The organism is Pseudomonas sp. LTGT-11-2Z, assembly GCF_003691445.1.
Classification (GTDB): domain Bacteria; phylum Pseudomonadota; class Gammaproteobacteria; order Pseudomonadales; family Pseudomonadaceae; genus Aquipseudomonas; species Aquipseudomonas monteilii.
This window is the reverse complement of record NZ_CP033104.1, coordinates 4634301-4649023: the sequence shown is the minus strand read 5'-3', so window position 1 is coordinate 4649023 and position 14723 is coordinate 4634301. Positions and strand designations below refer to the sequence as shown.

The following is a 14723-nucleotide window of genomic DNA, read 5'->3' as shown; positions in this document are numbered from 1 at the left end:
CGAAGTGGGGCAACTGATGCAGGCCATGCAGCAGATGGCGGCGGGCCTGTCGGGTATTGTCAGTGGCTTGCAGCAAGGTATCGAACAACTGGCGGGCAATGCCCAGGCGTTGTCGGCAGTGACCGAGCAGACCAACCGCGAGGTGGGCAGCCAGAAAGAGGAAACCGAACAGGTGGCCACCGCCATGCAGCAGATGACCGCCACCGTGCACGATGTGGCACGCAATGCCGAGGAAGCGGCGCAGGCGGCACAGGCTGCGGACGACAAGGTCGAGTCGGGGCAACAAGTGGTGCGCCAGAGCATGCAGCGCATCGAGCAGCTGGCGTCTGCGGCAGAAACGGCCAGTGCCGGTATCGACAGCCTCAGTGCCGAAATTCACACCATTGGCGATGTGCTGGAAGTGATCAAGAGCGTGGCCGAGCAGACCAACCTGCTGGCGCTCAATGCTGCCATCGAGGCCGCCCGTGCGGGTGAGCAGGGGCGTGGTTTTGCCGTGGTGGCCGATGAAGTGCGCGCGTTGGCGCGGCGTACCCGGCAGTCTACCGAGCAGATCGAGACACTGGTCGCCAGCCTGCGTGGCAACGCCCAGCAGTCGGTGGCGCAGATTCGCGGCAGTACCGAACTGGTGCGCCTGGCGGTGGCAGATGCGCTACAGACCGAGAGCGCGCTGGGCAGCATTGCATCGGCGGTTTCGTTGATTCAGCAGATGAACCAGCAGATCGCCGCAGCGGCCGAGCAGCAGAGTTCGGTGGCGGAAGAAATCAGCCGTAGCGTGACGCAGATTCGCGGCAGCGCGGATCAGGCGGCGTTGGCGATGCAGGACAATGCCAGGTCCAGTGTGGAGCTGGCGCAGTTGGGCACGGATTTGAAGGGGATGGTGGGGCATTTCAGGTTGTAGTGTTGGTCTTGGGATTTTTGTTGGTTCTGAAATCGAGCGCCGCCCGCGCGGCGCTCGATCTCAACCCTAACGCCAATCTACCGTCATACCCGACGCGGGTTGAGGATCATCAAGGTCACCACCCCCGCCACAATCCCCCAGAACGCCGAGCCAATCGAAAACAGTGTCAGCCCCGAAGCCGTGACCATAAAGGTGATCAACGCCGCCTCCCGCTCACGCGCCTCGCTCATGGCCACGGTCAGCCCGTTCATGATCGAACCAAACAGCGCCAAGGCGGCAATCGACAGCACCAGCTCCTTCGGCAGTGCCGCAAACAACGCCGCCAGGGTTGCGCCGAACACCCCGGCAATACCGTAGAAAATCCCGCACCACACTGCTGCGGTGTAGCGCTTGGCCGGGTCTTCATGGGCATGCGGCCCCGTGCAGATCGCCGCGCTGATCGCCGCCAGGTTGACCCCATGCGAACCGAAGGGTGCCAGTAGCAGCGAGGCAAAGCCGGTGGCCGAGATCAGTGGCGAGGCCGGCACCTGGTAGCCGTCGGCACGCAGCACAGCCACGCCGGGCATGTTTTGCGAGGTCATCGCTACCACGAACAGCGGAATGCCGATGCTGATGGTGGCTGCCAGCGAGAAGCTCGGCGTGGTCCATACCGGTTTGGCCACTTCCAGCTGGAAGCCGCTGAAGTCGAGCAGGCCCAGGGCCCCGGATAACGCAGTGCCCACCAGCAGCGCGGCCAGCACGCAGTAGCGCGGCGACAGGCGCTTGACCAGCAGGTAGCTGAAGAACATGCCCAGCACCAGCAACGTGCGGTGCTGCGCGGCAACGAAGATTTCGCTGCCGATCTTGAACAGAATACCCGCCAGCAGCGCCGAGGCCAGCGAAGCCGGGATGCGTTTGACCAGACGCTCGAAGCTGCCGGTCAGGCCGCAGATGAGCACCAGCACGGCGCAGGTGATGTAGGCGCCAATGGCCTCGCCATAGCTCACGCCGCCCAGGCTGGTAATCAGCAAGGCGGCACCGGGGGTGGACCAGGCGACGGTGATCGGTGTGCGGTAGCGCAGTGACAGGCCGATGCTGCACACCGCCATGCCAATTGAAAGCGCCCAGATCCAGGACGAAATCTGTGCAGTGGTGAGCCCGGCTGCCTGGCCGGCCTGGAACATCAGCACCAGCGAACTGGTATAGCCGGTGAGCATGGCGATAAAGCCGGCGACGACCGCCGACGGGGAGCTGTCTGCCAGGGGCCGCAGGCGTGCGGAGGTGGCATCGGTCATGAACAAAGTCCTTGTAAAGGTGTAAGCAGTTTTTTCAGACTACAGCGCGCAAGGTTGATCCTTGCCATACAGCGGCCATTGCTTTTAGCCGTACAGTCGCCAACTATTGGGCGCAAATGCGAAACTGCTTGGAAGGGGAGGGGCAATGTACAAGGTCTATGGCGACTACCAGTCGGGCAACTGCTACAAGGTCAAGCTAATGTTGAGCCTGCTGGGCCGGCCGTATGAATGGCACCCGGTGGATATCCTCAAGGGCGAGACCGAAACGCCCGAGTTTCTGGCGATGAACCCTAACGGCAAGGTGCCAGTGCTGGAACTGGAAGATGGCAGTTACTTGTGGGAGTCGAATGCCATTCTCAACTTCCTGGCCGATGGCAGCGAGTTTCTGCCCAGCGAGCCGCGTTTGCGTACCCAGGTGCTGCAGTGGCAGTTCTTCGAGCAGTACAGCCACGAGCCGTACATTGCCGTGGCTCGGTTTATCCAGTTCTACCTGGGGCTGCCGGATGAGCGCCTGGAGGAGTACCGCAAGCTGCACAAGGGTGGTTACAAGGCACTGAAGGTGATGGAGCGGCAGTTGCAGATGACGCCGTATCTGGTGGGTGAGCAGTATTCGATTGCCGATGTGGCGCTGTATGCCTATACCCATGTGGCGCATCAGGGCGGGTTCGATCTGGCCGATTACCCGGCAGTAAGGGCCTGGCTGGAACGCGTCAGCAGCCACCCGCGGCATGTGCCGATGGTGGGCTAAAAGCTGACACGCTCCCACAGAGCCTTGCAGCGCTTTTAGGCCGACGCAAAGCGCTCATCCAGATAAGCAATGATGGCCTTGGATTCATACATCCAGGTTACCTTGCCGCCTTCTTCGATGCGCAGGCACGGCACTTTCACCCGGCCGCCACCCTCTTGCAGGGCCTGACGGTGCACCGGGTCGTTCTTGGCATCGCGCAGTGCCACCGGCACGTTCAGCCGGTGCAGGGTGCGGCGGGTCTTGACGCAGAACGGGCAGGCGTGGAACTGGTACAGCGCCAGGCCCTTGGCCGCTTGCTCGATGCGGGCCTGGGCGGCGGCGTCGCGTTTGCGCTTGGCCGGGCGGCTGATCCAGTCGCCGAACACGATGAGCTGGCCGAGGCCAACCCGCAGGGCTTTGACGATCATGGGCAACTCCTGAAATGAAAAAGCCGACCCGGCAGGGTCGGCTTGGGGTCAGCAGCCAATCACTTGATCAGGCTGAGGAACTCGCTGCGGGTGGCGGCGTTCTCGCGGAACTCACCCAGCATCACCGAAGTGATCATGGTCGAGTTCTGCTTCTCGACACCGCGCATCATCATGCACATGTGCTTGGCTTCGACCACCACGGCCACACCGGCGGCACCGGTTACCTGCTGCACGGCCTCGGCGATCTGGCGGCTGAGGTTTTCCTGGATCTGAAGGCGGCGGGCGTACATGTCGACGATACGCGCAACCTTGGACAGGCCCAGTACCTTGCCCTTAGGCAGGTAGGCAACGTGTGCCTTGCCGATGAACGGCAGCATGTGGTGTTCGCACATCGAATACAGCTCGATGTCCCGGACCAGCACCATTTCGCTGTTGTCAGAGCTGAACAAAGCGTTGTTGGTGACTTCTTCCAGTGTTTGCTCATAACCGCGGCAAAGGTACTTCATCGCCTTTGCAGCCCGCTTGGGCGTGTCGAGCAGGCCCTCACGGGAGACGTCCTCGCCAATCTGGCTGAGGATCTCGGTGTAGTTCTGTTCCAGGGACATGGATCTACCTGTGGGAAAAAATCGCAAAAACGAAGGGTACGGCGGTGAGGGCGGCGCTGCAAGCGCGGCGTTACTCGTCGCGGCCTTCGAGCATGGTTCGCTTTAGCATCACATACACCGCGCCGGTACCGCCGTGGCGGGCGCTGCACGAGGCAAAACCGAGCACCTGCGGGTGCTGGCGCAGCCAGGTGTTGACGTGGCTCTTGATCATCGGACGCTTGCCGTCCAGGCGGGCAGCCTTGCCGTGGGTCACCCGCACGCAGCGCACTTCCAGCTTGGTGGCTTCGGCGATGAAGTCCCACAGGGTTTCGCGGGCCTTTTCCACGGTCATGCCGTGCAGGTCGAGGCTGCCTTCGAACGGAATTTGCCCCAGTTTCAGCTTGCGCAACTGGCCTTCCTGCACGCCGTCGCGGCGCCACATCAGCTCGTCTTCAGCGCCAACGTCGATAACGAACTGATCGGACATGCCGTCGATCACCAGGGCCTTGTCACTGCGCACTGTCGCTGCCTGGCGAAGGCCAGCCAGCTGCTGGCGGTCGGCTTTGGGCTTGCCGACTTCGGCACGGTCGTGGCGGATTTGCTTTACGCCGCGCACTTCGGCCTTGAACAGGGAAAAATCGTCGTCTTGCATGATGCCTCCACGTTGGCGGCGTAGTTTACGCGACTGTGGGGCGCAGGTGATACCAAGCCATCAATCATGCTTCTTCATCAGGTGTGGCGACAGGTTCAACTCCCGCCCGCGACGCAAGCGAATACGGCTACGCCGCCAAAACCGCACACCCAGCCACAGCAGCAGCAAGCCAGCCCCGGTGAGGATGCTGGACAGCGGCTTGTTGGCATTGAGTTCTTGCAGGGCAGGGTAATTGCCCAGCAGGCCGGCAACACCGGCCATGGCCAGCAGTACGCCCAAGGTCGCCAGCAGGGCCGACAGGCCGGCCGCCAGGCGGGCGCCCCAGTTACGCGGTTGGCGCGGGCGCAGGCGCTTGGCGTCGAAACTGCCTTTAAGCTTCATTCCGCTCTCCTCTGTGGATATCCGGAATTCGACCTGCTGCCGCCCATCGGGTTCCGCCCGGCTGCCGGGCGGTCGTGCCCAGCCCCTTAGATCAGGCTGGCGGTGGGGGCCACGCAAGCGAAGTTGTCGGCCATCACGGCCATTTCGCACTGGTGGATCTGTGCGGCCGGGATTACCCCGTCCTTGAAGGCCAGGTCGCGGGTTGCCGAGGCGTCTTCCACCAGGGTGCACCGGTAACCATAGTCCTTGGCGCGGCGCACGGTGGTGCTGACGCTGGAGTGGCTCATGAAACCGCAGACGATCAGGTCCAGGTGGCCGAGCTCCTGCAGGGTTTCGTGCAGTTTGGTGTTCTTGAACGCGTTAGGCATGCGCTTTTCGATGACGATTTCGCCTTCCTGGGGCTCCAGCCCCGGAATGAACTGGCCGGCCGGGCCCTGTGGGTCGAAGCGGCCACCGACAGTGCCCAGGTGGCGCACATGGATGATCGGACGGCCGCTTTTGCGCGCGGCGTCGAGCAACCTGGCGATGTTGGCCACGGCCTCGTCCATGCCCGACAGCTGCAGGGGACCACTGAGGTACTCCTTTTGCGCATCGATGATGATCAGGCTGGCGTGGCTCAGCTTGGCCGGCGGGTAGTCGCGGCCAGTGAGGCGGAACATCGTGGTTGGAACGGACATCAAGGGCTCCTTGGATAGGGCTTTTGTATACCTATTGTCCCCTGCCTTGGCGCCAATGGGAATGGTTGACAACGCAAGCGGCATGGTTACTGGCCTGTGGCTAGCCTTTGGGTAAGGCAAAGGAACAAATGTGCGGGTGGGGCTGTTAGACTTTTGTCCGGTCTGAAATAGGAGTACCCCGTGATCACATCCCGTCTGCGCACGCTGCGCGACTACATCCGCTGGGCGGTCAGCCGCTTCCACGAGCACGACCTGTTCTTCGGCCACGGTGCCGACAACGCCTGGGACGAGGCCCGCCTGCTGGTGCTGGGTGCGGTGCACCTGCCATGGGAGGTGGCCGACAGCTACCTGGACTGCATGCTCGAGGACGACGAGCGGGTACGCCTGCAGCACCTGCTCAAACGCCGCATTGAAGAGCGCGTGCCTGCCGCCTACCTGCTGGGCGAGGCCTGGTTCTGCGGCATGTCGTTCATCGTCGACGAACGGGTACTGGTACCGCGTTCACCCATTGGCGAACTGATCGAAAAACGCTTCGAACCGTGGCTGGCCAGCGAGCCTGCGCGCATTCTCGACCTGTGCACCGGCTCGGGCTGCATCGGCATCGTAGCTGCCGACGTGTTCCCCGAGGCCGAGGTGGTGCTGGCCGACCTGTCGTTCCAGGCGCTTGAGGTGGCCAACCAGAATATCGAACGCCACGGCCTCGACGGCCGCGTGTACACCGTGCAGGGTGATGGCTTTGGCGGCCTGCCGGGGCAGCGTTTCGACCTGATCCTGTCCAACCCGCCGTATGTCGATGCCGAAGACTTCGACGACATGCCGGCCGAGTACCACCACGAGCCCGAGCTGGGCCTGGCCTGCGGCAACGACGGCCTGGACCTGGTGCGGCGCATGCTGGCCGAAGCGGCAGACCATCTGACTGACAAGGGCTTGCTGATTGTCGAGGTGGGCAACAGCCAGGTGCATGTCGAGGCGCTGTACCCTGAGGTGGACTTTGCCTGGCTGGAGTTCGAGCGCGGCGGGCATGGGGTGTTCATGCTGACCGCTGAGCAGTGCCGCCAGCATCAGGAGCTGTTCAAAGCCCGGGTCTGAGCCATTTGGGGCCGCAAAGCGGCCCCAATCTCCATCGGCTCACGCGGTCTCAGCGGGTGGCGATCCAGATCAACAACCCCGCCTGAAACACCGCAAACGCCACCAGACAGGTAATGGTAAAGCGCAACCCGCCGTCTTCGCGCTGGTATTTGGCCACCCGCTCATCACGCTCGCGCAGTTGCCCTTCCTTTTCCTGCAACTGCTGGTCGGCCTGCTGCAGCAGGTTGGCGGCATCCAGAATCTCTACCCGCTGCAGCCGCTCGCTGCTCCAGGCGACCTTGAGCTGGCCCACGGTCATGTCCACGGTACGGCCCTTCAAATGCTGGCTGTCCTCGTACTCCACCTCGATACCCACCCCGCGCAAGCAGTGGTCACGGCGCAGGCGCGAGTCCTCGTTCAACGCATCCTTGCTCGGCAGCGCCATGCCCTCCACCCGATAGTGCGACCACTTGCGCTGCAGCCACTGCACGGCCTGGGCCAGCATGAAGCGGCCGATACCACGGTTCACCGGTTCAAGTTGCAGGCCATGTTCATTGCCGATACGTACCAGGCGCTCGGCATGGTCGACGCGGATGTCCAGGCGGTTCTGCTCTTTGTGTACTTTCTGCCCGGGCAGCTGGATTTCCATGCGCAACAGGCTGTGTGCCTTGTCGTGGCGCTCGGCATAGCCGAACTGTACAAAGCGCAGCGGCCGCGCGCCGGTGCTGCGGTCTGTGGGCAGGGCTGCCAGGCGCAGTAGCTGGAAATGTTCGGCGGCAAGGTCGGCCCAGGGCAGGGCGGCGCTTGGCTGGGGCTCTTCGGCCGGCTCTACGGCGGCGGGGGCGATTGTCATCAGGGCAAGTCCTCGGCTATGCCTGCTGTATCGGCAGGCTTGCCGAGGACCTGAGCCCGATTACTTTACGCGGAAGGCAAATGCTGGATGAACGTCACAATTCGCTCACCCAGCTCGTGTGCCAGCGGTAGTTCTGGGTTGAGGTAGCTGTCGCGCTGCTGGCTCATGCTTTTGGGGCTGATGCGCAGCATGTGATTCATGCCGTCGATCAGCACCAGCTGCGCATCCGGCTTGGCTGCCTTCAGCCGTTCGGCATCGGCCACATCCACCTGCACATCGTTGCGCCCTTGCACGATCAAGGCGGGCATGGGCAGGCGGGCAAAGGCGGCTGCCGGGTTTTGCTGAAACAGCGAAATCAGGTACGGCTGCACGCTGGGGCGGAACACCTGGCGCAGCGGCGCGGGCACTTCCAGGCTGGTCTGCCCGGCTTGCAGGCGATCGAGTAGGGCGCTGCCCCCGGCCAGTTGCGCTGGTGGCAGGCGACGGGCCAGCTGTTCGCGCAGGACTTCGGCCAGCGGTCGCCCACTGCCGGCCAGGGTGATCACCGCACTGGCACCTGCCTGCTCGGCGGCCAGGCTGGCGATCAGCGCGCCTTCGCTGTGGCCAACAAGGATCAGCTGGCCGAAGCGGGGGTCGGCTTTCAGCTTGTGGCTCCAGGCGACCACATCCGCTACGTAGCGCTCCACGCTGAGGTCGCGCTCGTCAGGCGTGGCCGGCTGGCTGGCGGCCACCCCGCGTTTGTCGTAGCGCACGCTGGCGATGTGCTCGTTGGCCAGCAGCAGGGCCAGGCGCTTGAGGTTGTCGACCCGGCCCGACGCCGGGTTGTTGCCATCGCGGTCGGTGGGGCCGGAGCCGGCGATGATCAGCACCACCGGCGGCGGCGTGGCCTGTTGCGGCAACAGCAGGCTACCGTGCAGCACGCCCTGGCCGGTGTCCAGGTCGATGGGGCGTTGCAGCACGGTGGGGGCGGCGGCCTGGGCCAGGCTGGTGCACAGTAGGAAGAGCAGGGCGACGAGGCGCGACATCATGCAGTACTACATGGGGAGATGCAGCTTTGACCTAATGTTCGTTGGAAGGTTCTCTGGCAGTGCAAGGCTGGCTCGGCCTCTTCGCAGCCCAGCCAGCGAAGAGGCCAGCACAGGCGAGCAAACCATCTGTATACTGCCGCTTTCGTTCACCTCAGGCAGAACTCGCGGAGCGTCCATGTCCGGCAATACCTACGGCAAGCTGTTCACTGTCACCACCGCTGGCGAAAGCCATGGCCCGGCGTTGGTCGCCATTGTCGATGGATGCCCTCCGGGCCTGGAGATTTCCCTGGCCGACCTGCAGCACGACCTCGACCGGCGCAAGCCCGGCACCAGCCGGCACACCACACAGCGTCAGGAAGCCGACGAGGTGGAAATCCTCTCTGGCGTGTTCGAAGGCCGTACCACGGGCTGCTCGATCGGCCTGCTGATTCGCAACACTGACCAGAAGTCCAAGGACTACTCGGCCATCAAGGACCTGTTCCGCCCGGCCCACGCCGACTACACCTACCATCACAAGTACGGCATCCGCGACTACCGTGGTGGTGGCCGCAGCTCGGCCCGTGAAACCGCCATGCGCGTGGCTGCCGGTGCCATTGCCAAGAAATACCTGGCCACCCAGGGCATTACCGTGCGTGGCTACATGAGCCAGCTGGGCCCGATCGAAATCCCGTTCAAGACCTGGGAATCGGTGGAGCAGAACGCTTTCTTCAGCCCCGACCCGGACAAGGTACCGGAGCTCGAGGCCTACATGGACCAGCTGCGCCGGGACCAGGATTCGGTGGGTGCCAAGATCACCGTGGTGGCCGAAGGCGTGATGCCGGGTCTGGGCGAACCGATCTTCGACCGTCTGGACGCAGAACTGGCCCACGCGCTGATGAGCATCAACGCGGTCAAGGGCGTGGAAATTGGTGCCGGCTTCGCCAGCGTTGCCCAGCGTGGTACCGAACACCGTGACGAGTTGACCCCGGAAGGCTTCCTCAGCAACAACGCCGGCGGCATCCTGGGTGGCATTTCCTCGGGCCAGCCGATCGTTGCTCACCTGGCGCTGAAACCGACCTCCAGCATCACCACCCCGGGCCGTTCGATCGACATCGACGGCAACCCGGTGGACGTCATCACCAAAGGCCGCCACGACCCGTGCGTGGGCATCCGCGCTACGCCGATCGCCGAGGCGATGATGGCCATCGCGCTGATGGACCACCTGCTGCGTCACCGTGCGCAGAATGCTGATGTAAAAGTGAATACCCCGGTGCTGGGCCAGCTCTGATTCACTTGTACCTGCCTCTTCGCGGGCACGCCCGCGAAGAGGCAGGTACATGTAACAACATGATTGGCTGAACCCATGTCCCCGATCCCCTACTGGCGCCTGTCCAGCTTCTATCTCTTCTACTTCGCTCTGTTAGGCTCCACCGCCCCCTTCCTGGCGCTGTACTTCGACCACCTGGGCTTCTCCCCGGCACGCATCGGCGAGCTGGTGGCCATCCCCATGCTGATGCGCTGCGTTGCCCCCAACCTGTGGGGCTGGCTGGGCGACCGCACCGGGCAGCGCCTGCTGATCGTGCGCTTGGGGGCGTTATGCACCCTGGCCACCTTCGCCCTGATCTTCTTCGGCAAAAGTTACGCGTGGCTGGCGCTGGTAATGGCCTTGCACGCGTTCTTCTGGCACGCGGTACTGCCCCAGTTCGAGGTCATTACCCTGGCCCACCTGCACGGGCAAACGTCCCGCTACAGCCAGGTGCGCCTGTGGGGCTCGATCGGCTTCATCCTGACCGTGGTCGGCCTGGGCCGCCTGTTCGAATGGCTGAGCCTGGACATCTACCCGGTGGCGTTGGTCACCATCATGGCCGGCATTGTCGCCGCGAGCCTGTGGGTACCCAATGCCCAGCCGGTGGAGCAAGGTGAGCGCAGCAGCGCCGGTGGCTTTTTGCGGCAGCTGCGTGCCCCCGGGGTGGTCGCGTTCTACGCTTGCGTGGCGCTGATGCAGCTCAGCCATGGGCCTTACTACACGTTTCTGACCCTTCACCTGGAGCACCTGGGCTACAGCCGTGGTGCCATCGGCTTGCTGTGGGCGCTGGGGGTGGTGGCCGAAGTGCTGATGTTCATGGTCATGAGCCGCCTGTTCGCCCGCTTCAGCGTGCAGCGGGTGTTGCTGGCCAGTTTCCTGCTGGCGGCCGTACGCTGGCTGTTGCTGGGCAACCTGGCAGGTGAGCCTGCCGTATTGATCTTTGCCCAGTTGCTGCATGCGGCCACTTTTGGCTGCTTCCATGCCGCCAGCATCGCCTTCGTGCAGGCCAGCTTCGGCGCCCGCCAACAAGGCCAGGGCCAGGCGCTGTATGCGGCACTGTCGGGTACCGGGGGCGCATTGGGGGCGTTGTATTCGGGCTACAGCTGGAAACTGCTGGGCCCCACCTTCACCTTTGGTATGGCCAGTGCCGCAGCCTTGGCCGCAGCCGTTATCATTGCCCTTTGTTCGCAACCGACCAGGACCCGCCCCTGATGAGCATTCTCAGTGTTTTCCACCCCTCCAGCCCGGAACTGCCGAACAAGGTGCTGACGCACCACGACGATATCGTCGCCACCCTGGCCGAGCAAGGCGTGCGTTTTGTGCACGCCGGGCATGGCTTGCGGGTGCGCCCTGGTACGGCCGAAGGCGAGGTGCTGGACGCATGCCGTGAGCATCTGGATCAGTTGATGACGGCGCATGGCAGCAAGGCATTCGTGCTGTTGAACCGCGACGGTGAAGACCCGGCGCAGGTCGATGTGCGCGATGAACATGTGCATGACGCCGAAGAGGTGTTTGCCGTAGTCAGCGGCCGTGCGCAGGTTGCCCTGCGTTTGGGCGACCAGGTGTATTCGGTGCTGTGCGAGAAGGGTGACCAGTTGGTGGTGCCGGCGGGGACGCGGCGCTGGGTGGAGCTGGGGGGTACGCCGTTTTGCCTGGCGCTACGGTTGTATGGCAGCGAGCAGGGTGCGCAGGCGCGGTTTACCGGGGATGTGACTGCGCGGGCGTTTCTGGGGATTGACGAGTTGTAGTTGCTTTGCGGGTCTCTTCGCGGGCTTGCCCGCGAAGAGACCCGGTCAGGCAACACAAACCTCAGCGGTAGGTCGGCAGGGCAAACCGCTGCTGGCTCTGCAACATCGAAATCACCGGCAATTCGCTAGCCTGTTCAGCCAGGTCACGGCGAATGGCACTGATCGCCCATGACAGCTGCTCGGCACTGTGCAGTTGCGCATAGGTCAGCACTCGGCGGGTAACCTTGCCATCGGCTGCGCGCAGGGTCAGCAGCACGCCGCCATCGGGACGGGCCTGGGTATTGACCTGGTAAGCAGAAAATACCGAGACGAACTTTTGCTGGATGAGGTCCATATCAACTCCTGGCTGTTGTGTGGCAGACATGAGTAGATATTTGCAGCGACCGTGCCAGATCTGAATTTCATGAAAAAACCAGTAAATACAGGGCGTTACGGAAGTTCTACGAAGGCGCCACCGTGCAGGTTGCATGGTCATGCATTTTGCACAGTGCATTCTGCACGAGTCAGGCATTGCCTATCGGCCCCATAGAAACTGAACCTTTGACCGCACTGGCGTGCCTGACAAACACTTGGGCAATCATTTATGCCAGGAGGTTCCGATGACCCGCCAGACCACCCCCGCCACCATGACCGACGACGAAACCGCCGCATTCGCCGAGCAGGTATTCGAACGTGCCCGCCAAGGCGATGCCGAAATGATCGAGCGCCTGCTCGCCAGCGGCCTGCCGGCCAACCTGCGCAACCATAAGGGCGATACCCTGCTGATGCTGGCCAGCTACCACGGCCACCACGAAGCAGTGCGCGTGCTGCTGGCCCACGGTGCCGACCCGTTGATTGCCAACGACAACGGCCAGCTGCCTATCGCCGGGGCCGCCTTCAAGGGGGACCTGGCGATGATCCGGTTGTTGCTTGAGCACGGCGTCCCTGTGGACGCCGCTGCGCAGGACGGGCGCACGGCTTTGATGCTTGCGGCCATGTTCAATCGCAGCGAGATCCTCGACTACCTGCTGGCCCAAGGCGCCGACCCGGCGCGCCAGGATGCCCGTGGCGCCACTGCGCTGATGGCGGCGCAAACCATGGGGGCCGTAGACGCCGCCGCCCGCCTGCAAACGCTGGCCGGCTAACCACCTGGGGGCATTTGCGGCTATCCTTGGCGACTTTTCACCCGTCGCAGGCCCCCTTTCATGAAAACTCAGTTGCTCGAATTCATCAGCCTCATTGGCGCTGGCTGCATGCGCGAGGCCGACATCGAGCGCATCGCCGACGAGGCCGCCCAGGCCTATGCTGACCCGGCTGCTTTCCTGGCCGCCAACCCCGATATCAACTACGACGACACGTTCCCGATTCCGCTGGGTGAATGGGTGGTGCTGGGCAGCCTGCCGGACACCGTGGTATTCCAGGCTGACAGCTACCAGGACCTGTTCCAGCAGATCAGCGACTCGTTCGACAACAGCGTGCCGTTCACCCTCAAGCCCAAGCAGCTGGCCCGTACCGAGCCACTGACCGCGCTCAACCGCATTCAGGTGCAGATGGGGGCGTTGAACAAAGAGGCTGGGGGTTATGTGCTGCTGAACTTCAGCCAGTTGCTGGATGACGAGCTGCAGATGGTGATGGTGGGGCAGAACGACCTGGCGCGGGTGCTGGAGTTGGGGGCAGAGGTGGGCATCAAGGTGGAGCCGGCTTTGGAAGCCCTGAAGGTCGCCGTCCACATTTGAGTTCGCCTATGGCCTCTTCGCAGGCGAGCCCGCGAAGAGGCCAGTACAGGCAACGTGAAACTTCAGCCCAACGCGGTATCCAGAAACATCATCACCGCAAACCCACCCATCAACCCCAGGGTCGCCGCCGTCTGGTGCCCGTTGCGGTGGGTTTCCGGGATCACTTCGTGGCTGACCACAAAGATCATCGCCCCCGCCGCCAGCCCCATGCTGATTGGATAGGCGAGGGCAAAGCCTGTGGAAATCCCCAGCCCGATCACCGCCCCCAGTGGCTCCATCAGCCCCGAACCTATAGCCACCAGCGCCGCCTTCAGGCTCGACAACCCGGTGGCACGCAGGGCGAGGGCCACGGCCAGCCCCTCAGGGATGTCCTGAATGGCAATAGCGCTGGTCAGCGGCAAGCCGATGCTCATGTCGCCATTGGCGAAGCTCACACCAATGGCCATGCCTTCAGGCAGGTTGTGCAGGGTGATCGCCAGCACGAACAGCCACACCCGGCTGATGCGCTCGGCTTCGGGGCCGCAGGGGCCGGTGCTTTCATGCTCGTGCGGGGTGAAGCGGTCCAGGCCCAGCATCAACAGCACGCCCAACCCCATGCCCAGCACCACGGTAAAGGCCGCAGCCGGGCCGTTGCCGGTAATTTCACGCGCGGCATCCAGGCCCGGCAGAATCAGCGAAAACGAACTGGCCGCCAGCATCATGCCGGCGGCAAAGCCCAGCATTACGTCCTGGGTGCGGGCGCTGACATCGCGCAGCACCACCGCCAGCACAGCGCCCAGCGCGGTAGCCCCAAAGCCGGACAACCCGCCCAACACGGCCAGGTGCAGGTTGTCGGCGTGGTCGCCGTTTACCGCGTTCCACACGCTGGCGCCCAGCAGCACGACCACCGCCAGCAGGCTAAGACCGAGGCCGGCGCTGAGCCAGGGGGTGTTCACGGCCTGCTGGCGCCAGGCGTTCAGCAGTGAGGGTGGGGTGGCGCTTTGCGTGTGGGCGGAGGGCATACGAACCTCGAATCAATGAATACAGGCAGTCTACTCAGAGACCTGCGCCAGCCGCCAAGGATTCGCTTCTATCGGCGCGATAGCTGACTATGCTGTGCAGCAAAGCCTTTTGACAGGAGTTTAAGCATGGGGTCTACATTCAACAGCCTGGTAGGGCTGATCATTCTGGCGCTGGATATCTGGGCCATCCTCAATGTGATCAAGAGTGGCAGCGAGGTGGGCATCAAAGTGTTGTGGATCTTGCTGATCGCTTTGCTGCCGGTGGTGGGGCTGGTTATTTGGGCCATCGCGGGGCCGCGGGGGAATGTGCGCATCTGAAAGGCCGGCACAGACAAAACCCGCAACACCCCAGTGACAAAATTTTCACATTGGTTTAAACAGAATCCGCACCCGCACAATGCTGC

The 14723-nt window shown here is 63.3% G+C and carries 19 protein-coding genes; 9 read left to right on the top strand and 10 right to left on the bottom strand.

Features of this window, described 5'->3' with window-relative positions; all coding sequences use genetic code 11:
* Nucleotides 1–16: 16 nt before the first annotated feature.
* On the top strand, nt 17–898 hold the full coding sequence (locus tag D8767_RS29765; RefSeq protein ID WP_371059047.1) for a methyl-accepting chemotaxis protein: 882 nt from the start codon (nt 17–19) through the stop codon (nt 896–898).
* 83 nt (nt 899–981) lie between these two features.
* Here D8767_RS29765 and D8767_RS21900 read toward each other — a convergent pair whose 3' ends face one another.
* Nucleotides 982–2172, bottom strand: a complete 1191-nt coding sequence (locus tag D8767_RS21900; protein WP_016715059.1) for a benzoate/H(+) symporter BenE family transporter — start codon at nt 2170–2172, stop codon at nt 982–984.
* Between the two features lie 145 nt (nt 2173–2317).
* Here D8767_RS21900 and D8767_RS21895 point away from each other — a divergent pair, with 145 nt between their 5' ends.
* Nucleotides 2318–2920, top strand: coding sequence for a glutathione S-transferase family protein (locus tag D8767_RS21895; RefSeq protein ID WP_016715060.1), 603 nt, complete (start codon nt 2318–2320; stop codon nt 2918–2920).
* Between the two features lie 35 nt (nt 2921–2955).
* Here the strand turns inward: D8767_RS21895 and D8767_RS21890 are convergent, their stop codons facing one another.
* The 5 genes from D8767_RS21890 to D8767_RS21870 all read right to left on the bottom strand — a co-directional run bounded on the left by D8767_RS21890 (nt 2956) and on the right by D8767_RS21870 (nt 5621).
* Entirely contained in the window at nt 2956–3327 is a 372-nt protein-coding gene (locus D8767_RS21890; RefSeq protein WP_016715061.1) for a glutaredoxin domain-containing protein, read from the bottom strand.
* Nucleotides 3328–3386: 59 nt separating this feature from the next.
* Complete coding sequence (folE, locus tag D8767_RS21885) at nt 3387–3932, bottom strand: GTP cyclohydrolase I FolE (RefSeq protein WP_012271077.1); 546 nt, start codon at nt 3930–3932, stop codon at nt 3387–3389.
* A gap of 70 nt (nt 3933–4002) precedes the next feature.
* Complete coding sequence (locus D8767_RS21880) at nt 4003–4563, bottom strand: Smr/MutS family protein (protein ID WP_016715062.1); 561 nt, start codon at nt 4561–4563, stop codon at nt 4003–4005.
* Between the two features lie 60 nt (nt 4564–4623).
* Nucleotides 4624–4944 carry a hypothetical protein gene (locus D8767_RS21875; protein WP_016715063.1) on the bottom strand — a complete coding sequence of 107 codons (321 nt, stop codon included), beginning with the start codon at nt 4942–4944 and terminating at the stop codon, nt 4624–4626.
* Nucleotides 4945–5030: 86 nt separating this feature from the next.
* Nucleotides 5031–5621, bottom strand: coding sequence for a cysteine hydrolase family protein (locus D8767_RS21870; protein WP_016715064.1), 591 nt, complete (start codon nt 5619–5621; stop codon nt 5031–5033).
* A gap of 180 nt (nt 5622–5801) precedes the next feature.
* Here D8767_RS21870 and prmB point away from each other — a divergent pair, with 180 nt between their 5' ends.
* Nucleotides 5802–6710 (top strand): 50S ribosomal protein L3 N(5)-glutamine methyltransferase, encoded by a 909-nt coding sequence (prmB, locus tag D8767_RS21865; protein WP_016715065.1) that lies wholly within the window; start codon nt 5802–5804, stop codon nt 6708–6710.
* Nucleotides 6711–6759: 49 nt separating this feature from the next.
* On the opposite strand, the gene D8767_RS21860 is transcribed toward prmB, so the two are convergent.
* Together D8767_RS21860 and D8767_RS21855 are read right to left on the bottom strand one after the other, a co-directional pair.
* Entirely contained in the window at nt 6760–7542 is a 783-nt protein-coding gene (locus D8767_RS21860) for a hypothetical protein (protein WP_016715066.1), read from the bottom strand.
* Between the two features lie 65 nt (nt 7543–7607).
* Nucleotides 7608–8570, bottom strand: a complete 963-nt coding sequence (locus D8767_RS21855) for an alpha/beta hydrolase (protein ID WP_016715067.1) — start codon at nt 8568–8570, stop codon at nt 7608–7610.
* A gap of 175 nt (nt 8571–8745) precedes the next feature.
* Here D8767_RS21855 and aroC point away from each other — a divergent pair, with 175 nt between their 5' ends.
* The 3 genes from aroC (at nt 8746) to D8767_RS21840 (ending at nt 11603) form a co-directional block, all read left to right on the top strand.
* Complete coding sequence (aroC, locus tag D8767_RS21850) at nt 8746–9837, top strand: chorismate synthase (RefSeq protein ID WP_016715068.1); 1092 nt, start codon at nt 8746–8748, stop codon at nt 9835–9837.
* Between the two features lie 75 nt (nt 9838–9912).
* Nucleotides 9913–11067 carry an MFS transporter gene (locus tag D8767_RS21845; protein ID WP_016715069.1) on the top strand — a complete coding sequence of 385 codons (1155 nt, stop codon included), beginning with the start codon at nt 9913–9915 and terminating at the stop codon, nt 11065–11067.
* Entirely contained in the window at nt 11067–11603 is a 537-nt protein-coding gene (locus D8767_RS21840) for an oxidase (protein WP_016715070.1), read from the top strand. Before D8767_RS21845 ends, D8767_RS21840 begins: the two co-directional genes overlap by 1 nt.
* 61 nt (nt 11604–11664) lie before the next feature.
* Here the strand turns inward: D8767_RS21840 and D8767_RS21835 are convergent, their stop codons facing one another.
* On the bottom strand, nt 11665–11937 hold the full coding sequence (locus D8767_RS21835; protein WP_016715071.1) for a DUF3509 domain-containing protein: 273 nt from the start codon (nt 11935–11937) through the stop codon (nt 11665–11667).
* Nucleotides 11938–12202: 265 nt separating this feature from the next.
* On the opposite strand from D8767_RS21835, the gene D8767_RS21825 reads away from it, so the two are divergent.
* Nucleotides 12203–12727, top strand: coding sequence for an ankyrin repeat domain-containing protein (locus D8767_RS21825; RefSeq protein ID WP_016715072.1), 525 nt, complete (start codon nt 12203–12205; stop codon nt 12725–12727).
* Nucleotides 12728–12787: 60 nt separating this feature from the next.
* On the top strand, nt 12788–13318 hold the full coding sequence (locus tag D8767_RS21820; protein ID WP_016715073.1) for a hypothetical protein: 531 nt from the start codon (nt 12788–12790) through the stop codon (nt 13316–13318).
* Nucleotides 13319–13380: 62 nt separating this feature from the next.
* Here the strand turns inward: D8767_RS21820 and D8767_RS21815 are convergent, their stop codons facing one another.
* A complete protein-coding gene (locus D8767_RS21815; RefSeq protein WP_016715074.1) occupies nt 13381–14319 on the bottom strand; it encodes a ZIP family metal transporter in 939 nt (312 codons plus the stop codon).
* 126 nt (nt 14320–14445) lie between these two features.
* Between D8767_RS21815 and D8767_RS21810 the strand changes: the two genes are divergently transcribed.
* On the top strand, nt 14446–14637 hold the full coding sequence (locus D8767_RS21810; protein ID WP_012271091.1) for a PLDc N-terminal domain-containing protein: 192 nt from the start codon (nt 14446–14448) through the stop codon (nt 14635–14637).
* Nucleotides 14638–14723 lie beyond the last annotated feature (86 nt).